Annotated in this window: 14 protein-coding genes; 10 read left to right on the top strand and 4 right to left on the bottom strand. The window is 36.4% G+C overall.

The features are described from left to right. Positions 1–52: 52 nt before the first annotated feature. The 4 genes from ESU54_RS08610 to ESU54_RS08595 form a co-directional block, all read right to left on the bottom strand. The gene (locus ESU54_RS08610; protein WP_111844553.1) at positions 53–3,712 is read right to left on the bottom strand and encodes a metallophosphoesterase; all 3,660 of its coding nucleotides are present in this window, start codon (positions 3,710–3,712) and stop codon (positions 53–55) included. Positions 3,713–3,736: 24 nt separating this feature from the next. Then, positions 3,737–6,085: a hypothetical protein gene (locus ESU54_RS08605; protein WP_111844552.1), complete on the bottom strand. Its 2,349-nt coding sequence runs from the start codon at positions 6,083–6,085 to the stop codon at positions 3,737–3,739. An 11-nt stretch (positions 6,086–6,096) separates the two neighbouring features. Then, positions 6,097–7,260: a Pycsar system effector family protein gene (locus ESU54_RS08600; RefSeq protein WP_111844551.1), complete on the bottom strand. Its 1,164-nt coding sequence runs from the start codon at positions 7,258–7,260 to the stop codon at positions 6,097–6,099. 244 nt (positions 7,261–7,504) lie between these two features. Next, positions 7,505–7,933 carry a (4Fe-4S)-binding protein gene (locus ESU54_RS08595; protein WP_111844550.1) on the bottom strand — a complete coding sequence of 143 codons (429 nt, stop codon included), beginning with the start codon at positions 7,931–7,933 and terminating at the stop codon, positions 7,505–7,507. Positions 7,934–8,000: 67 nt separating this feature from the next. Here ESU54_RS08595 and ESU54_RS08590 point away from each other — a divergent pair, with 67 nt between their 5' ends. The 10 genes from ESU54_RS08590 to ESU54_RS08545 all read left to right on the top strand — a co-directional run bounded on the left by ESU54_RS08590 (position 8,001) and on the right by ESU54_RS08545 (position 17,666). Next, positions 8,001–8,699, top strand: a complete 699-nt coding sequence (locus ESU54_RS08590) for a hypothetical protein (RefSeq protein WP_111844549.1) — start codon at positions 8,001–8,003, stop codon at positions 8,697–8,699. Between the two features lie 53 nt (positions 8,700–8,752). Further along, on the top strand, positions 8,753–10,018 hold the full coding sequence (gene kynU, locus ESU54_RS08585) for a kynureninase (protein WP_111844548.1): 1,266 nt from the start codon (positions 8,753–8,755) through the stop codon (positions 10,016–10,018). 9 nt (positions 10,019–10,027) lie between these two features. After that, positions 10,028–10,684, top strand: a complete 657-nt coding sequence (locus ESU54_RS08580; RefSeq protein ID WP_111844547.1) for a DUF2306 domain-containing protein — start codon at positions 10,028–10,030, stop codon at positions 10,682–10,684. A gap of 6 nt (positions 10,685–10,690) precedes the next feature. Further along, positions 10,691–12,097, top strand: coding sequence for an FAD-dependent oxidoreductase (locus ESU54_RS08575; protein ID WP_111844546.1), 1,407 nt, complete (start codon positions 10,691–10,693; stop codon positions 12,095–12,097). Positions 12,098–12,166: 69 nt separating this feature from the next. After that, on the top strand, positions 12,167–12,589 hold the full coding sequence (locus ESU54_RS08570) for a RidA family protein (protein ID WP_111844545.1): 423 nt from the start codon (positions 12,167–12,169) through the stop codon (positions 12,587–12,589). Positions 12,590–12,604: 15 nt separating this feature from the next. Beyond that, positions 12,605–13,105, top strand: a complete 501-nt coding sequence (locus ESU54_RS08565; protein WP_111844544.1) for a hypothetical protein — start codon at positions 12,605–12,607, stop codon at positions 13,103–13,105. 47 nt (positions 13,106–13,152) lie between these two features. Further along, positions 13,153–14,595 carry an aldehyde dehydrogenase gene (locus ESU54_RS08560; RefSeq protein WP_111844543.1) on the top strand — a complete coding sequence of 481 codons (1,443 nt, stop codon included), beginning with the start codon at positions 13,153–13,155 and terminating at the stop codon, positions 14,593–14,595. Between the two features lie 39 nt (positions 14,596–14,634). Then, positions 14,635–15,420, top strand: coding sequence for an SDR family oxidoreductase (locus ESU54_RS08555; RefSeq protein ID WP_111844542.1), 786 nt, complete (start codon positions 14,635–14,637; stop codon positions 15,418–15,420). Positions 15,421–15,444: 24 nt separating this feature from the next. After that, entirely contained in the window at positions 15,445–16,533 is a 1,089-nt protein-coding gene (locus ESU54_RS08550) for an amidohydrolase family protein (protein WP_111844541.1), read from the top strand. Beyond that, the gene (locus ESU54_RS08545) at positions 16,530–17,666 is read left to right on the top strand and encodes a hypothetical protein (protein WP_111844540.1); all 1,137 of its coding nucleotides are present in this window, start codon (positions 16,530–16,532) and stop codon (positions 17,664–17,666) included. Before ESU54_RS08550 ends, ESU54_RS08545 begins: the two co-directional genes overlap by 4 nt. The last annotated feature ends 47 nt before the right edge of the window (positions 17,667–17,713 follow it).

Raw genomic sequence — 17,713 nt, 5'->3', positions numbered from 1 at the left:
ACATATAAAAAAAAACAGGCTTTCGGATGAACATTTTGTAACTAAGTCCTAGTTAAAAACCAAAACCTAAGCCAAATGCGACCCTTATTCCATCTTCCGAACTGAACACGCCTAAATTGGCAGATAGCAATTCTGCTCCGTTTATAAATAATCCGCCGCCATAGGTATTATGCCATTTTTCAGAATAATCATAATTTGGTAGCCATACTCTTCCATAATCAAAGCTTCCATAAACTCCTATTTTGATCGGAATCAATGTTGTCTTTAAATTGCTGAAGGAATACCGTAAATCAGTATTTTGATAAAATGCCCGTTTTCCAGAGAATCGTTGGTTTCTATAGCCTCGCAATCCATCTGTTCCGCCTATGCTCGCCGCTTGATAAAATTCGTAATCATTCCCAAAATTAAGGTGTCCTTTAAGCGTGGTTGCCAAAACCAATTTCCCAGAAGGAATTAATTTGTGTGAAATACTCCATTTAGAAATTAAGTAACCATAATTTCTGCTGCTTTGATCTAAATTACTCTTAAACCCAATATTTATATTGAACAACATTCCCATTGTGGGGTATGCTTGGGTGTCATAATTAACAAATTCAAATTTTGTGTTTGCTCCTGCAAATTGCACCTCACCAAAAAGATAATCTGGCAATGCCGGATTTCCATCCACAAATCGATTTTCTGTTTTATCAACTTCAATTGTTTCATATGTAGCGCCTAAACTTAATGTACTTCCGCGTTTTGAATTCCAAATTAATTGGGGCGAAATTGAAAAATTTCTAATTCTAACACGGTTATAATCCTCTTCTAAGTCATCATCATAATTGCTAGTTTCGTTGCCATAACCGAAGAAATTCTGAGTAAAATTGGGGCTTTGGAAGTTCAGATTTAATGCAAAGTTTAGTTTGTTAATTACATGGGAAAATTCACCACGATAATTTAACTCATAACCACTAGTGGCAAAATAATACGCGCCTTTTAATTTATGTTGGCTTGTAAATGGATTTCTTTCAAAACCATATGTAGTATACGTATTTGAAAGCCCCAATTTTAAACCATCATCAGGATTTGTACCAATCGTTGGAATCATTTGATTGGTGTTTGCTTTCATTTTTTTATAATCATACACATTGGTTTCGTAATCGTCGGTAAGTTTGATTCTTGCTTTTTTAGCTTCTGATAAATCATTTTTCTTAGATTTATAATCATAAATTATTACATTTCTTCCATCAATTACCTTATAATCGTCATTGTTTTGACCGCCAATTAATCGAATTTTTATTTTTTTACTTTTCCCTATTACTTCAAAAGTGTCATCATCATCCAAGCCATAGACCCAGATTTCCTTTGTTGTTTTGGGAGAATATTTTTTATAATGAAACCGATCTTTAATGGTTCCATCTTTTTTTCGGAATATTGCTACTATTACTTCCCCATTTTCTTCTGCTTTAATTTTAATATAGTCATCCTTGTTTGTACCTGTTAAAACAGCATATTTAGAAGTAAGTTTATAATATCTATCCGCAATTTTTTGAAGATTGGTCCGTCGCTGCTTTAAAGTGTTTTTTATCTTTTCCATGCCTTCGTCCTGCACTTCTTTAGGCATTTTTGAAAAAGCGAGATCTATAACACTATCAGTAATATGTTCTGTGATAGAACGCACTTCTTTATCCCAAACTTTTTTATCAATATCAACCAAAAACGCCACGTCTAGTGGGTAAGGCTCCAAGTTTACTCCTTTTACATCTTTTAAATCTGGACTATATTTTCGTAAAACTCTCGCCGTCGGAATTAAGGCGACACCCGCACCTAGTATAAATCCATCAGACATTACAGAAAAGGCTTGATCGCGATCTCTTGGCAAAGGCCTGTAAACCTTTTTCCCTTTCTCTTTGAATTCCATCCAGCGCCATTGGTCTTGATGCCTATCCCAATCGCCAATGAGCATATCAAACAAGCGCGCTCGAATGTAACTTTCTTGATCAATAACTACATCTTCGTCTGAATGCAGATCTTGCATCATGTCGAGGGTGCTAATAATATCTCCTGTAAATTTACCATTAGCAAGCTCGGTATGTCCGTCAGAGGCGTGTTCTTCAAACAAATACAACTCATCGCCAAATTCATCATTAAATTCTCCTAAAGCATGCTGTTTTGGAATAAAGAATAGTTGCGGATTTAAATGATACACTCCAATAGCATCAGACAATGTGTAAATCACCAATGGCGCGTATGGGTGAGAGCCTGTAAAAACATCTTTCACAAGTTTTTCAGAAGCTGTGTCATCAAATTGTCCTTCCACAAAATTATCTTTGAACAACAAAGCTTGAATGTATTGTGTGGCACTTTTTTCAACGGCGCGCATTACATATTCTTTACCATCAGGAGCTCTTAATCGCAACGATATGGATTGTGTTCCGCCTCCTTTTCTGACTGGTTTTAGACCTCCGTATAATGTATCTAAATCAACGGTTTGTACCTTTACTTCTGTGCCAAAATATTTCCGGTATCGCTCACCCCAAAGAAATTTATAAAATCCAGATTTTTTGGTTTCTTCCTTTGTATAAACAGAGGCTACAATAGAATCTTTAAACGTTTTTGGATAATCGCTACTTTTACTTTGTCTTGCATTTTTTATCGCTTTTCTAAAAACCACTTCGTTGGAATTGGCATCTATAAATTGAACGTTTGACGAATTGTCTTTATATATATTCAACAATGCATAACCGTTTGCTCCCAAACCAAATTCATCATCATTTCTAACCCTGAGCGGGGTTGTTTTTGATCCAGATCCGCTAATGATTTGTGTTAAATTATCTGAAGTTATAAATTGTAAGTTATGCTCGTGCCCAGAAAGAAAAACAACATTATCATTTTGTTGCGCAGCGGCAACAAGGTTTCTCCGTAATTCATTATAAAACTGGTTTGACAAATCAGCATGAGAAATACCGCTGGTGCTTCTAATTATATTTTTCAAAGTTCCCAAAACAGGAAATGGGTTCATATAATCAACAAAACTGTATTGCCCATCGTGCGGACCGTTAGTGTACATAGGGTGGTGTATGGCTACTAAAGTAGTTTTACCGCGTGCTTTTTTTATTTCGTCTCTAAATTCATCTAAAAAAAGTGAGCGTGATTTAATTTCACATTCGTCATTAATTGTTGGGTGTCTATTCCAGTTTGTAATGTACCATTGCGAATCTACTATCAACAAAACAATATCATCACTCAGGTCTACTTTCTTAATCGGACAACCATTTTCTGGCAAGAAAGTGTTTTTCCCCAAAGCATCTTCTACTAACTTTTCTTGCTTTTTTAAACCTTTAACGCCACTGTACCAATCGTGATTTCCAGGAATAAAAATTACCTTCCCAGGAAATGTTTTAGCAATATCAACTTGAAGTTGTAATACTTTTTTTGCAGTATCAGCTTTCTCGCCATCGGTGGTTGGGAATCCTTTTGAATAGATATTATCTCCCAAAAATAATAAAACATCCTCTTTGTCGGCGGCGGCGAATTTCTGCTGCATTACTCGCAATGCTTTGGGCGCAGAACCATTTTCATCGGGTTTTCCAGAATCTCCAATTAAAAAAACATTAGTTGTTTTGGAATCAATGTCTTTCACATCGGTTTCCAATCCACTTTCAGGCGTGAATTTATACGTAGCACAAGAGGTAAGTATGAGTGCTAAAGAAATTAGAAATATTTTTTTCATGAAAATTGGACTAAAACGAAACGATTATAGTATCGTTTCGAGGTCTTCTACTGTATACAAGCTATCTGCTTTTTTTAAATGTTGATTAAGATCCACTCGAATTGCTTTAAAACCACTCGCTCCTTGAAGTTCTTCAATCTCAACAATTTCTATATTCTCTCCAATGTAATTTTTGGATTGTAAAAACTCAAAATAATTTAGGTATTCCTTTTCTATGGCATTGCTTGAATATACTACGCTTAATTTGTGTGGTAAGGTCAAACGCTCGTTCGTGTTTTTTATATGCGCCTTATCAATTCTTTTTTTTATCATTTCATAGCGCACGTTATAAGCTCCGTCCACATCAAATTGTTTTTCATCCATTCTGTAGCGAATATTTAAGGGTACATCATAGGCTAAAATTAGTGAAGCAACTTCCAGTTTTAAAGGAAATCCCTCTTGCGCTTTGTAGTACATAGCTTCCATTTCACAAGCAACTTGTAATTGCCAAAGGCGTAAATTGTATAGGTCGGTTAAATGAAAGGTTTTGTCGCGCGTTATGGATTGGCCTATATACATATTGTGTTCTACACCATCGGTTTTGAATTTTTCAAAATAATGGGGAAACATTTCTTGTGCCTTCAGTTGCTGTTTATCCATAAAAGCTGATAGCTGCTTATTTATCAAATTAACCGTGTTATCATAATTTTTTCGGGCATCGTAATAGGATTTTAAATCTTCATTTAAATTGGCATTGAACGATTTTATATCTGAAACATTGGTGTCTGAAACCAAAAGGTGTTCAAACAATGGGAAAATCTGAGTGCTAAAAAACAAGCTGATTTCCTGTTCGGTATTGGCGTGAAAATTCACTTCAAGTTCGAACAAAAATTTATCGATTTGGAAAATCAGGTGTTCATAAAATGGTAGTTTTTTTGTTTTAAAACGAATCTTCAACAAGCGCTTGGCTTGCACCAATTGTTCTTTAAAATCTTTCTGTATTGCTTCGTTTCGTGCATTGGAAGAACCTACAATATCAATTTGACCATACAATGGAACTACGTCCTTAAAGACGACTTCCTTAAAATTTGTTGGCTCACCAAAATTTCGCTTTTGAATATAAAGTATTGCTTCTTCTTCAAAACGCCATTGAACCGAAGGATGTATGGAGGTACATTCTTGCTGTATAACCGCGCTTATTTCATTTTTATATTCTGTCATGGATCTGGCGGAATAACTTAAAATAAAAGGCATTAAGGCTTCCAGCTTTACCATATTAATGGCATTTAGCTGATTGGTTTTATAAGTTGCCAATTCTATGATAAAAGCCAGTTTTTCCTCAATAATTATAGGTATAAGTACGGCACTTTTAAGCCCTTGTTTAAGCAATGTTTTGCTCAAAGTATTTCCCCCTGAAGATTTGTGATAACGCGCTACATTTGATAGGATTACCAGTTTATGATCTACAAACAATCGGTTGTAAACATAATTACAGGCGTAGTCTTCACAATTAATGGACTCTCCTTCCTCTATGCTCAGCATTCTAAAACTTAGGTCATAAGGTGGCTTTAATTGGTTTTTATCGAGTGTATAACTTCCCACTTGTAGATCGGGGATTCCAAAAATATTTCGAAAATCGTCAACCAAAGATTTATAACTTTCATTAGTAGTTTGAATCAGGTGGGTTTTAAATTCGTCAATGGTTTCATCTAAAGAGGTATCAATCATATTTATAATACCAAATCCCTCTATTGTCCATGAGTTTTCTGGAAAATATTTTTTCCAGACTTCTTTATTATTAGCATCTGCGAGCAATTCATCTATAATTTCTTCGGTTATTTCTATTGCATTTTCATTGGGATAGATTTCCAAAAAATCGGCATTATAGGTTATTCGGTAGTTTTTAGTTATACCAGTTTTAAACTTAATTTTTAAAGTTTTTAGTCTTTCTAAATCAACGTTAAATTGATAATATGAATTCAAAATCACGGCATAGGGGATCAAATCAAATCCTTCAATATGATCATCCTTAAACACCTCTTTAAATATATCGTCTAAACTACAAACTGAGTTTTCTATAATTTTATTCAATCTATTGCTTGTAAAAAAAGTAAAATTGGACAGCGGGTAAACGGCGGCCTTAATTTCGTTATTGGTTAACGCTGCAGGAAACAAATAACTCATTAATTGCTGAACCACATCTTCGTACTCTTTGTATTCAGAAAGTGTTGATGTTCTACTAATGAGTTTAGGATTTTTCTTAAACAAGTCCAGCACTTGTTTTGCCTGAAATTGTTCCACAGGGTTTTTTGATTCTGACAATACCTCAAACTTTTCTTTTAGCAATCTAAATGATAATTTAGGCACAAAAGGTCCTGGTAGTAATTTTCTCATAATGATTGTTTTTAAGGATTCATGGTTATGTAATAACTAATGCCAAATGCCAAAGCCGAAATCACTATTCCAAACATAAACACAGTATAGGTAATACGTAGCAATCTATATTTTCGCTCTAAAACCAAACCGAGATAGTATAAATCTTTAGTGAGCGAATTATACAGAACATCTTGATTTTCCATTAAATAATCAATACCCCATTCAAAATCTTTCAGTCCCATTTTGTGAAAGTTTCCAAAAAACAAAATATTGGTTTGCTTGTTTTTTATCATGTCTTTAGTAACTGTGACATTGGAAATATTGGGACGAGTAGAAAGCACAGATAAAACAACTGAAGTAACACTAAACAACATTAAAATCAAGGTGGGCCAAACCAAAAATGAATTGGATACACTATCAAGTTTTGGAACAAGATTGGACAATGCCACCGAAATAATAATGGCATTTACAGAAAGTAAAATATTGGCTTTTGTGTCTGCAATGGCGCTAAGCTCAATATGATTTTTGAGTGTTACCCGAAACATAGTTTCTACGCCTCTTCCAATTTTTTTTGAGTTAGACTTCGCTTCTTCTTTTGCTTTAATTTTATTTATTTTAGTTTCAATTTCACGCTCGTTCAGTTTTTTTAGTGGTTGCCATTTCAGTCTTGCCGCATTTGTATAAAATTGTTGCATTTCGAAAAAAATCTTATTTTCCTCCAACCATTCTAAATCGGTAAAAGTGGTGTGTCTTTTTAAAGCGAATTCTTGCCTTAATAGATTGGATACCTCAAAATAATAGTCAGATGCCACGTGACTGCAATCAGCATCTTTAGTTATCTTTTCAAGTTTTGTATTGGGTATAGAATTTTTTCTTGAAACAAGAATCAGGCTTTTTACAAGTTCAATTTCATCATTGAAAATTTGATTAGATTTTAAGAAATCTGCTGCAATTCTTGCACTTACTTCTTCATGACCCTCATCTTTTTCAACAAAGCCTGTATCGTGAAACCACGCAACGATTTTTAAGGTCGTTTGCTCGCCATAAGAACACCCTTCCCATTCAGCAAGTTGTGTGATGCGCTCTACAACTCTTTTGGTATGTTCAATATTATGATAGAAATTAATTGTAGATAATTTTGTTTCAAATAAATGCGACACAAAGTCTTCGGCTTTTTTTACTATGTTTTCCACTAAAGAATATTTAAAATTATTGTTGTTTTATAGTTGCTGAACTTACATAGAAAATTGATGAAGTAGAATAAGGCAGTATGTTCAAGTGCTTGGTCATTTATTTACCGAAAAACTTACTTTACTACAGAAGAGCAACTCCTTTATCCAAAATTATGATGAAACTTAGAATGAGCTAGAAAATTTTATTTTGGGTTCCACTTTTATCATCAACTGACCCTAAAGCGTTTCTTTATTCTTTTAATTGTTACTTCCACAAGTGCTGTTTATGCGATCCGTCGCAAAAAGGTCTGTTCGTGCTATCCCCACAACGGCAAAATGCAGTGACCTTTGACTTTTTTTCTTCCCGCCCATCGTCATGAGTTAACGAAAGCGAACCGTAAACCATTAAAGGACCATTCTCTAAGACCTCAACTTTAGTGTTTTCAGAATTCTTCTCTGAAGGGCTTTCGGTATTTTCCATGTCGTTCATAAAATAGCTCAAAGCACCACTGGGACAGTTGCCTATTGTTTTTATAATCTTTTCAGTTGAAGCATTTTCAGCCTTTATCCATGGTTTTTCTTTCGGTTTAAAGACTTCGGGCAGCCCATGCACACAATTTGCAGAATGTATGCAAAGATTAGGTTTCCAAACCACAGTAACCTCGCCGTTCGAGTATTTTATTGATTTTTCCATATTATAAATTTACAAAAAATATGAAAGCACTACTTGTTTGATTATTTTTACCTAAAACCATCTCACAATGAAAAATTTTTTCTCCACATTACTTATTACAATTGCACTGATTTCTTGTAATAACAATAAAAATTCTGAAAAAATCGAAAATGACCAATCCATTTTCGAAGAAAATTCAACTATCGCAGAAAAAATAGCCAACGCCAACGGTTATGAAAACTGGAAAAACGTTTCAGAAATTGCTTTCACTTTCAACGTAGATCGCGGTGAAAACCATTTTGACCGCTCGTGGATCTGGAAACCAAAAACAGGAGATATTTCAATGATGTCGGCAAAGGACACCATAAATTATAACCGTTCACAAATGGACAGCTTGATTATGAAAACCGACGCTGCCTTCATAAACGATAAATATTGGCTTTTGGCACCCTTCCAAATTGTTTGGGACGAAGGCACTACTTTTTCGGAAAAAGAAAATGCTGTAGCGCCCATTTCAAAAGACACTTTGAATCAACTTACCATTGTTTATAAAAACGAAGGAGGTTACACACCCGGCGATGCTTATGATTTTTTCTATGATAAAAATCTCAAAATAAAGGAGTGGAATTATAGAAAAGGAAATGCAGACAAACCTTCTATGAGCACCACTTGGGAAGATTATAAAAACTTCAACGGAATTGAAATTGCAAAAACACACAAAGACAGCACTGGCAATTTCAAGTTATATTTCACTAACATTTCAGTGAAAAAAGAAACAGACAATTAAACGAATATTAATTCCTATTTTTGTAAAAAGCCGATAAAATTCAACGTATCCAAATGTTCCAAAACTCTTTAGAATACGCAAAAAAACAAGATGCTGAAGATGCTTTGGCTTCTTTCAGAAATAAATTCCACATTCCAAAAAATGCTTCCGGAGAAGAACTTATTTACCTCTGTGGCAATTCACTCGGATTGCAGCCTAAAATCACTTCAGAATATATTAAAGAAGAATTGACAGATTGGGCAAACCTCGGGGTTGAAGGTCACGTTGAAGGAAACCACCCTTGGCTTCCCTATCACGAATTTTTGACGGAGAATATGGCGAAAATTGTTGGCGCAAAACCTTCTGAAGTAGTTGTAATGAACACGCTTACAACCAACCTTCATTTAATGATGGTTTCGTTTTACCAACCCACAAAAACCAAATATAAAATTGTTGTGGAAAGCGATGCTTTTCCCAGTGACAAATATGCAGTTGAAAGCCAATTAAAATTTCATGGAATAGACCCAAAAGACGGTTTGATTCTTTGGAAACCCCGAAAAGGTGAGGAACTCTGCCATTTTGAGGATTTGGAAGAAATAATGAAAAACCACGGAAACAAAATCGCTTTGTTGATGATTGGTAGCACCAATTATTATACAGGACAATCTTTTCCGCTTAAAAAAATTACAGAGCTTGGACACAGCTATAATTGCATGGTAGGTTTCGATTTGGCGCACGGCGCTGGAAATATTCAACCAATTCTGCATGAAACTGGAGCCGATTTCGCCGTTTGGTGTACTTACAAATATTTAAATAGCGGGCCTGGAAGTTTGGGCGGATGCTTTGTACACGAACGCCACGCAAACAATGAAAACCTCAACCGTTTTGCCGGCTGGTGGGGACACAATAAAAAAACGCGTTTTAATATGCGACACGAATTTGATGCGCTACCTGGGGCAGAAGGTTGGCAACTCAGCAACCCACCAATTTTATCAATGGCTGCCATTCGTGCATCGTTAGATACTTTTGCGGAAGCAGGTTTCGAAAATCTTCGGAAGAAATCCGAAAAGCTGACTGGCTATTTAGAGTTTCTATTGGATGAAATGAAAAATGATTCAATTAAAATTATAACACCTCGAAATCCAGAAGAACGTGGTTGCCAACTTTCAATTCAAGTGAAAAATGCTGATAAAGGTTTACACACAAAACTTACTAAAGCTGGTGTAATAAGCGATTGGCGCGAGCCTGATGTAATCCGTGTTGCCCCTGCCCCACTTTACAATAGTTTTGAGGATGTTTTTCACTTTTCAGAAAAATTAAAAAGTGTATTGAATAGCTAAAACTACTAAATGGAACTAGAAAAATTCATTCAAACCTTAATACTAATCCACGCAGGATTTGGAGGAATTGCACTAGTATCTGGGCTTTTTGCCCTAATAGCAAAAAAAGGTAGTACAATTCATAAAAAATCAGGGATAGTTTTTTTTTACACAATGCTGGCTTCGGCAATAGTTGCATTATTAATTTCTTTTCTGCCAAACCATCACAGTCCATTTCTATTTTCCATTGGTATTTTCAGCATATATTTTTTACTTATCGGTTATCGTAGTCTTCGTTTTAAAAGAAGAAATGTCGGTTCTAAAAACGAAAAAATAATTTCGTTGGCAATGGTTTTTGTTGTTGTTGGAATGATCGTCATACCACTAATTACAAACGGTGTTTTAAATATTGTACTTACAGTTTTTGGGCTAACAGGTTTAATTTTCGCTTTAAGAAATATCAAGCTTTATCAAAACCCAGAAAAACTTCAGAAGAATTGGCTTAAACTACATTTGGGAAATATGATAGGTGGTTACATTGCCGCAGTAACGGCATTTGTTGTTGTAAATGAATTTTTTCCGAGTTTTTACGGTTGGTTTATTCCCGGAATCATTGGCGGAACTTTTATAGCATATTGGATTAGAAAACTGAACAAAGGAAACACTCCTAAAATATTGACAAATTAAAGTTGAATGACAAATAAAGAAACCATACTCATTATCGGTGCAGGTCTCTGCGGAAGTTTACTCGCCTTAAGAATGGCACAGCGAGACTATCAAGTAATCTTGGTTGAAAAACGCCCCGATTTACGGAAAGTTACACAAGATGCTGGACGTTCCATAAACCTCGCTCTCAGTGATCGTGGTCTGCGTGGCCTTCGTATGGCAGGAGTTGAGGAAGCTGCAAAAAAGCAGTGCATCCCAATGAATGGGCGAATGATTCACGATAAAGCGGGAAATACATTTTTAAGTCCATACAGCGGTCGAAAAGATGAATACATAAACTCCATTTCTCGTCCCGGACTAAATATGCTGTTGCTCGACGAAGCCGAAAAAATGCCGAATGTAAAGCTTCTTTTCAATCAGGCCTGTGAAGACGTTATTTTGGAAAATGCTTCGGCAACTTTCAGAGACTTTAACTCAAAAAAAGAAATGACCATTACTGCAGATGTAATTTTCGGAACCGATGGTGCGGGATCTGCGGTTCGCAAAAATATGTTTGACAGCCATAAATTTCTGTTTAGTTTTTCGCAGCAATGGCTAAGCCACGGTTATAAAGAACTTGAAATTCCGGCTGCAGAAAATGGTGGATACAGAACTTATAAAAATGCGTTACATATTTGGCCTAGAGGCGAAGATATGTTGATTGCGCTGCCGAATTTAGATGGAAGTTTTACCGTTACCCTTTTCCTTCCTTATGAAAACAGTGAATATTGTTTTGCGAATTTGACTTCGCCAGAAATGGTGCACGAATATTTCAACAAAGAATTTCCAGATGTGGTAGAAATGATTCCAAACCTTTCCGAAGAATTTTTTGGCAATCCAACTGGTCCGCTTGGCACCGTAAAATGTTCTCCTTGGAACAGCTTTGGAAAAGTGCTTTTGTTGGGCGATGCTGCACACGCAATTGTTCCATTTTATGGACAGGGAATGAACGCTTCCTTTGAAGATGTTGTGGTTTTTGATGAAATTCTTGAGAAATACAATGCCGAAGAAAACATAAATTGGAGTACACTTTTTAAGGAATATGAAGCCCTTCGGAAAATAGATACCGATGCCATTGCAGATTTGGCTGTGGACAATTTCCACGAAATGAAAGAACACACCGCAATGGAAATCTTTCAGCAAAAGCGTAAACTTGAAACCGCCTTCGAGGCGGAATTTCCGGAGGATTATTACAGCAAATATTCTTTGGTTACCTTTAAGGAATCAATCCCTTATTCCGAAGCAATGAAACGCGGAAGAGCGCAGGATAAAGCAATTTTAAATCTTTTGGACGACGGAAAAATGAGCGATAAAATGTCCTTAAAAGAAAAACTGGAATTGGTAAAAAAAGAAACCGAAGCCAACCTTCACGACGATGAAGTGGCGTTTGGATAGGCTTCGGCTCCGCTCAGCCACCAATCGGTCATTAAGCGAAGCCGAAATGACATTATAAAAACAGAAATTATGAGCAATAAAAGCAGATTAGTAGAAGGAAAAGCAACCCCTCGTGGGGCATACCCGCACGTAAAGCGTGTTGGCGATTTTATATTTATAAGTGGAACAAGTTCAAGATTGCCAGACAATACATTTGCCGGTGTCCATAAGGTAGACGAAATGGGCACCATGCATTTCGATGTTAGGGAACAAACCCGTGCCGTACTTGAAAACATAAAAGACTACCTCGCCACAGAGGGAGCTACGATGGCTGATGTAGTTGATGTGACAAGCTTTTTGGTTAATATGAATGATTTTGCAGGCTACAATGAAGTTTATGCAGAATATTTCAACAAAGAAACTGGGCCAGCACGAACAACAGTAGCCGTACATCAATTGCCACACCCTTATTTGGTGGTGGAGATAAAGGCGATGGCTTATAAACCGCTTTAAATAATTTGACAAAAAATGAAATTTCTTACTTTATCTATATTTTTTAGCATTGCAATCGGTTATTCCCAAACAGCAGAATATGGAAAGTTGACTAATAAAGCCGAATACAAAATCTATCTGACTAAAATTGGAGACACTTTAAAAGTTGGAGATACATTGACTATTGGAATTCCAACATCAGATTTAGGCTTTACCTATATTTCACAAGGCGGACAAAGAGTATCAAACACTTTATCCGATAAAAAAGTGCTCGTTGATAAATTAAAAACATATGGAAGTAAGAATAGCGGATATAAACTCTATGCACAATTCAAAGGATATGGTTTGTTACCTGTCCTAATTGATTATGATACTGCTCTGGAACTTGGCGAAATTAAAAATTCGAATATTAAACTAACTAAAGAACAAGCAATTGCAAAATTGAAGGAAGCCAAAGAATTATTAGATTTAGAAGTAATAACCAAAACCGATTATGAAAAGTTGAAAACTGAATTGACACCTCTCATTTTGAATTAAAAATTTTATAAAAAGTAAGTAAAAATTACACAACTAGATTAAAGATATTGAAAATCCTAAACTACATAAACGGCGAATACGTTGAACCACTTTCAAAAAAATGGTTGGATAATTACAATCCCTCTAATGGTGAAGTGTATTCACAAATAGCGAATTCAAATCAAGAGGATATTGAAAACGCATATTTAGCTGCGAAAGAAGCATTCCCAAAATGGAGCAACACTACCATTGACGAACGCAGCAGAATTCTTTTAAAAATCGCAGATTTAATCGAAGAAAAATTGGTTGATTTGGCAGAAGCCGAAGCAAAAGATAACGGAAAACCCTTGAGTTTGGCTTTGGCTGTTGACATTCCAAGAGCTTCAGCAAACTTTCGCTTTTTCGGAAATGCAATCACACAGTTTTCTAGTGAAGCCCACGAGAGTATAGGTTTGAACACGATTAATTTCACTTTGCGTCAGCCCCTTGGTGTTGTTGGCTGTATCTCGCCGTGGAATCTTCCACTGTATCTATTTACATGGAAAATCGCGCCAGCAATCGCAGCCGGAAATACGGTGGTTGCGAAACCCAGCGAAATTACGCCACTTACCGCTTTTCTTTTAGGCGAAATCTGCACCGAAGCCGGTTTGCCAAAAGGTGTTTTAAACATCGTTCACGGCACTGGGCCTTCCGCAGGTCAAGCCATAGTTGAACATAAAAATATTAAAGCCATTTCATTTACCGGTGGAACAAAAACAGGTGAAAACATTGCACGAACCGCAGCGCCAATGTTTAAAAAACTGTCATTGGAACTCGGCGGAAAAAATCCCAATCTCATCTTCGCCGATTGCGATTACGATAAAATGCTGGAAGTAACCGTTCGTTCTTCCTTTGCAAACCAAGGCCAAATTTGTCTTTGCGGAAGTAGGATTTTTGTTGAAAAACCAATTTTTGAAAAATTCAAAAAAGATTTTGTTGATAAAGTAAAACAACTCAAAATAGGAAATCCATTTGATGCTGAAACAAATATTGGCGCTTTGGTTTCAAAACCGCATTTGGAGAAAGTAGAATCCTATATAAAACTTGCTGAAAAAGAAGGCGGAAAAATTCTTTGCGGCGGAAAGCGGGTAACAGTAAAAGGTTTCGAAAAGGGGTATTACTTAGAACCAACAGTTATTGAAGTTTTTGACGACCAATGTCGCGTAAACCAAGAAGAAATTTTTGGTCCCGTAGTAACCATTATGCCTTTTGAAACCGATGAAGAAGCATTGCAAATGGCTAACTCGGTTAAATATGGCTTGTCTTCCACGCTGTGGACTTCAGATTTAAACCGCACGATGCGTATTTCAAAAGAAATTGAAGCTGGAATCGTTTGGGTAAACACATGGCTTAACCGAGATTTGCGAACTCCCTTCGGTGGAATGAAAGATAGTGGCGTAGGCCGTGAAGGCGGTTTTGAAGCACTTCGATTTTTTACGGAGGCGAAGAATGTGTGTATAAAATACGATTGAAAAAGAAACTGAATACTCAATACTCAATACTCAAAATAAATGAATTTAGATTTAACAAATAAAAATGCCCTAGTCTGTGGAAGCACAGCAGGAATAGGAAAAGCAACCGCAATTCAACTTGCAAAACTTGGCGCAACCGTAACTCTAGTTGCCCGTGATGAAGAAAAACTAAAAGAAACCTTAATTGAACTCGCCCACGATAAAGGCCAAAAACACAACTATTTTGTAGCAGATTTCACCAAACCCGAAGAAGTAAAAAAGAAGGCTGAATTGGCCGCATCAACTAAGACCTTTCACATTTTGGTTAACAATACTGGCGGCCCAAAAGGCGGCCCCATCTTTTCTGCATCAACTGATGAGTTTGAAAAAGCCTTTTCAATGCACTTAATCTGTAACCAGATTTTGGTGCAAGCAGTTGTCCCAGGCATGAAAGAAGCCGATTACGGTAGAATTATAAATATTATCTCTACGTCTGTGAAGCAACCTATTGACGGTTTGGGCGTGAGCAATACCATTCGCGGTGCAGTTGCCAGTTGGAGTAAAACTTTGGCTAATGAATTGGGACAATTCGGAATAACAGTAAACAATGTTCTGCCAGGTTTTACCGCTACGGACAGACTTGAGGACATTGTAGAAAACGCAGCAAAACGGATTAATAAAACCGAAAAAGAGGCCAGTGAGTTTATGAAAAGCTTGGTGCCAGCAAGACGTTTTGCGCAACCTGGCGAGATTGCCAACGCAGTCGCTTTTTTGGCTAGTGAAGCCGCCAGCTACATCAACGGAATAAACCTTCCAGTTGATGGTGGACGAACCAAAAGTTTGTAACTTTAACGTTCCTTAAATTTTCTTATGAGACGAAAACTCCGTATTAATGGTCATTCACACCTTCTTCCCTATCCAGAGGAAATTCCTCAGTTTATGCAGGATAAAGGAATTTTTTGGGTAGATAAGGACCGGAAATTTATGCTTCAAAAAAATTGGAGCCGGCCAGTTACCGATTCCAGTTTCTTTTTAAATGAAAAGTTGGAATGGATGGAGCGTTTCAAAATAGATCATGCCGTTGTTTTAAATCTTTCACAACTATACGGAAATGGGCTGCGGGTAGAAGAAATGAAACAGGCACTTCGGTTTCAGAATGATTTTAATGCAAAAGTGCAGCACGACCATCCTTCAAAATTTACCTGTGGTTTTGTGGTGCATCCTGGTTTTGTAAGGGGTGCTCTGTGGGAAATAGAACGTTGCGTAGAAACCTTGGGACTTCAATTATTGTGTTTGCCCACGCATTATATGGACACTATTGGAACTTGGCGCTGTATTTTTGATGAAGAAAATGAACCTATTTTTGAACTGGCTTCAAAATATAATCTTGCAGTTGAAATCCATCCCTACGATGGTGAAAAATTTATAAAGCTGGAAAACACATCTTGGCGTTTTCATCTTATATGGATGCTGGCCCAATGTGCTGATGCCTATCACTTTTTAACATTGAACGGTTACGCAGACAAATACCCGAATATGCGTACTTGCTTCGCCCACGGGGGACAATTGGCACAAATAAATTTGGGAAGAAGAATTCAAGGTTTTGATGGCCGCCCCGATCTTTTTGAAGGAAAAACACATCCTCGAAAATCTGTTGGACACAAAAATATTTTCTTCGATACATTGCTACACGACACCGGCGGACTGGAATTATTAGTAAGAAATCAGGGGTACAAACAAGTAATTATGGGCTTGGACGATCCATATCCGTTGGGAGAAATGGAAAGCGCTGTACAATCTTCCTATCCTGGAAAAATCTTAGACTTGGCTGTTGAGCAAAAGATAATAACATCAGAAGAGTGCGATGACATTTGGGATAAAAATGTAATTCAATGGCTCTGTGGAGATGATGAAGCAGCCAAAGAGAAATTAGTTAAAAGAATTCTTGGTGAAAAATGACCGAAGTAGCCAAATTTTATATCCTTTCTCATATTTGTATCGCTTTTCTCGGCGGGGTTTTGCTACTTGCGCTTTGGTTCAATATTCGGGCACGTTTTAGCCAACTTTTAGAAGAAGACGATTCACAAAAAAGAGTGGACAAAGGAATGCTTTACCTAAGTTTCGCAATGTTTATTTGGGTAATTTCTGGTTGTTGGATTTATGGCGGAACCGTTTTCAATTTTACCGAAACACAAGGATACCAATTAGGGATAAATTTATTCTCCATTGTTAACAATATGTTTTTGCTGTTGGCGCTTTTCTACTTTTATTATGCTCCCGGATTTATTTATCACAACAAAAAGAACATCAAGAAAATAGTTATTGTTATTGTTTTCACTTCAATTGTAACTTTTGCGCTTCCTTTCATTTTAAAAGAAAATAATGTAATAAACGGTTTACGCATAAGCGGAATTCCAGATTTATTGCTCTCTGCTTTTCTCTGTTATTTATTAGGCATTTCCTTCTACAGAACATTTGTATATAGAGGTTTAAAGATTATCGGCTATATTTCGGTTTTGGTGATTCTGCTGATTTTTGTCTCGCAGATTTCCGAAGTTTTCTTGACTTTTGGAAACGATTTCAGTAACAATTTCATTAAGATCATTGCAAAGACTTCGTTGATTTCAATCTTTTTGGTTTTGGCCACTACTTGGGTAATTCGGCTTGCAAGCACACCGAAACCAAACGAAATTACCATTCACTTTTTGGATTGGGGCTTGGTGAAATTGAACATTCCCACCAAAAACATTTATGATCAAACTATTGATTTTGGCTCTAAAACCACGCAATATAAAAACTTACTGAAATTTGCCATAAGAAGAAAATATACTGAAGGCGATCTGCAAACCATTCCTGTAAATCTCGGAGGCGAAATAAAAAACCAAACCTACCTTACCCGAATAATCGAAAACATCAACGATATTCTTCAACTAGACGATACACAAAAACTGGATCGCCGCGATCTTTTCACCTTTATTGGCGAAAGTAAATACCGTTTACGCATTGTTCCCAATAACATTACAATCGATAAAACACTACTAGAAGAATTCTCTGAAAGTATCGAAAATAAAGACTACAAGGCTTTTTTGTAATTAATTGTTACACAAATTACAGATACGCACAATCCACTATTTTTTAG

Origin of the sequence: Aequorivita antarctica (assembly GCF_007997155.1) — a bacterium.
GTDB classification, from domain to species: Bacteria; Bacteroidota; Bacteroidia; order Flavobacteriales; family Flavobacteriaceae; genus Aequorivita; species Aequorivita antarctica.
The sequence above is the reverse complement of the archived record's forward strand: the minus strand, read 5'-3'. Positions and strand labels throughout refer to the sequence as shown.

Bases quoted from the DNA above. Each gene is read 5' to 3' on its own strand.
- ESU54_RS08610 (WP_111844553.1), bottom strand. From the start codon at position 3,712: ATGAAAAAAATATTTCTAATTTCTTTAGCACTCATACTTACCTCTTGT.
- ESU54_RS08550 (WP_111844541.1), top strand. From the start codon at position 15,445: ATGAGACGAAAACTCCGTATTAATGGTCATTCACACCTTCTTCCCTAT.
- kynU (WP_111844548.1), top strand. From the start codon at position 8,753: ATGTTCCAAAACTCTTTAGAATACGCAAAAAAACAAGATGCTGAAGAT.
- ESU54_RS08545 (WP_111844540.1), top strand. From the start codon at position 16,530: ATGACCGAAGTAGCCAAATTTTATATCCTTTCTCATATTTGTATCGCT.
- ESU54_RS08565 (WP_111844544.1), top strand. From the start codon at position 12,605: ATGAAATTTCTTACTTTATCTATATTTTTTAGCATTGCAATCGGTTAT.
- ESU54_RS08570 (WP_111844545.1), top strand. From the start codon at position 12,167: ATGAGCAATAAAAGCAGATTAGTAGAAGGAAAAGCAACCCCTCGTGGG.
- ESU54_RS08555 (WP_111844542.1), top strand. From the start codon at position 14,635: ATGAATTTAGATTTAACAAATAAAAATGCCCTAGTCTGTGGAAGCACA.
- ESU54_RS08605 (WP_111844552.1), bottom strand. From the start codon at position 6,085: ATGAGAAAATTACTACCAGGACCTTTTGTGCCTAAATTATCATTTAGA.
- ESU54_RS08595 (WP_111844550.1), bottom strand. From the start codon at position 7,933: ATGGAAAAATCAATAAAATACTCGAACGGCGAGGTTACTGTGGTTTGG.
- ESU54_RS08580 (WP_111844547.1), top strand. From the start codon at position 10,028: ATGGAACTAGAAAAATTCATTCAAACCTTAATACTAATCCACGCAGGA.
- ESU54_RS08590 (WP_111844549.1), top strand. From the start codon at position 8,001: ATGAAAAATTTTTTCTCCACATTACTTATTACAATTGCACTGATTTCT.
- ESU54_RS08575 (WP_111844546.1), top strand. From the start codon at position 10,691: ATGACAAATAAAGAAACCATACTCATTATCGGTGCAGGTCTCTGCGGA.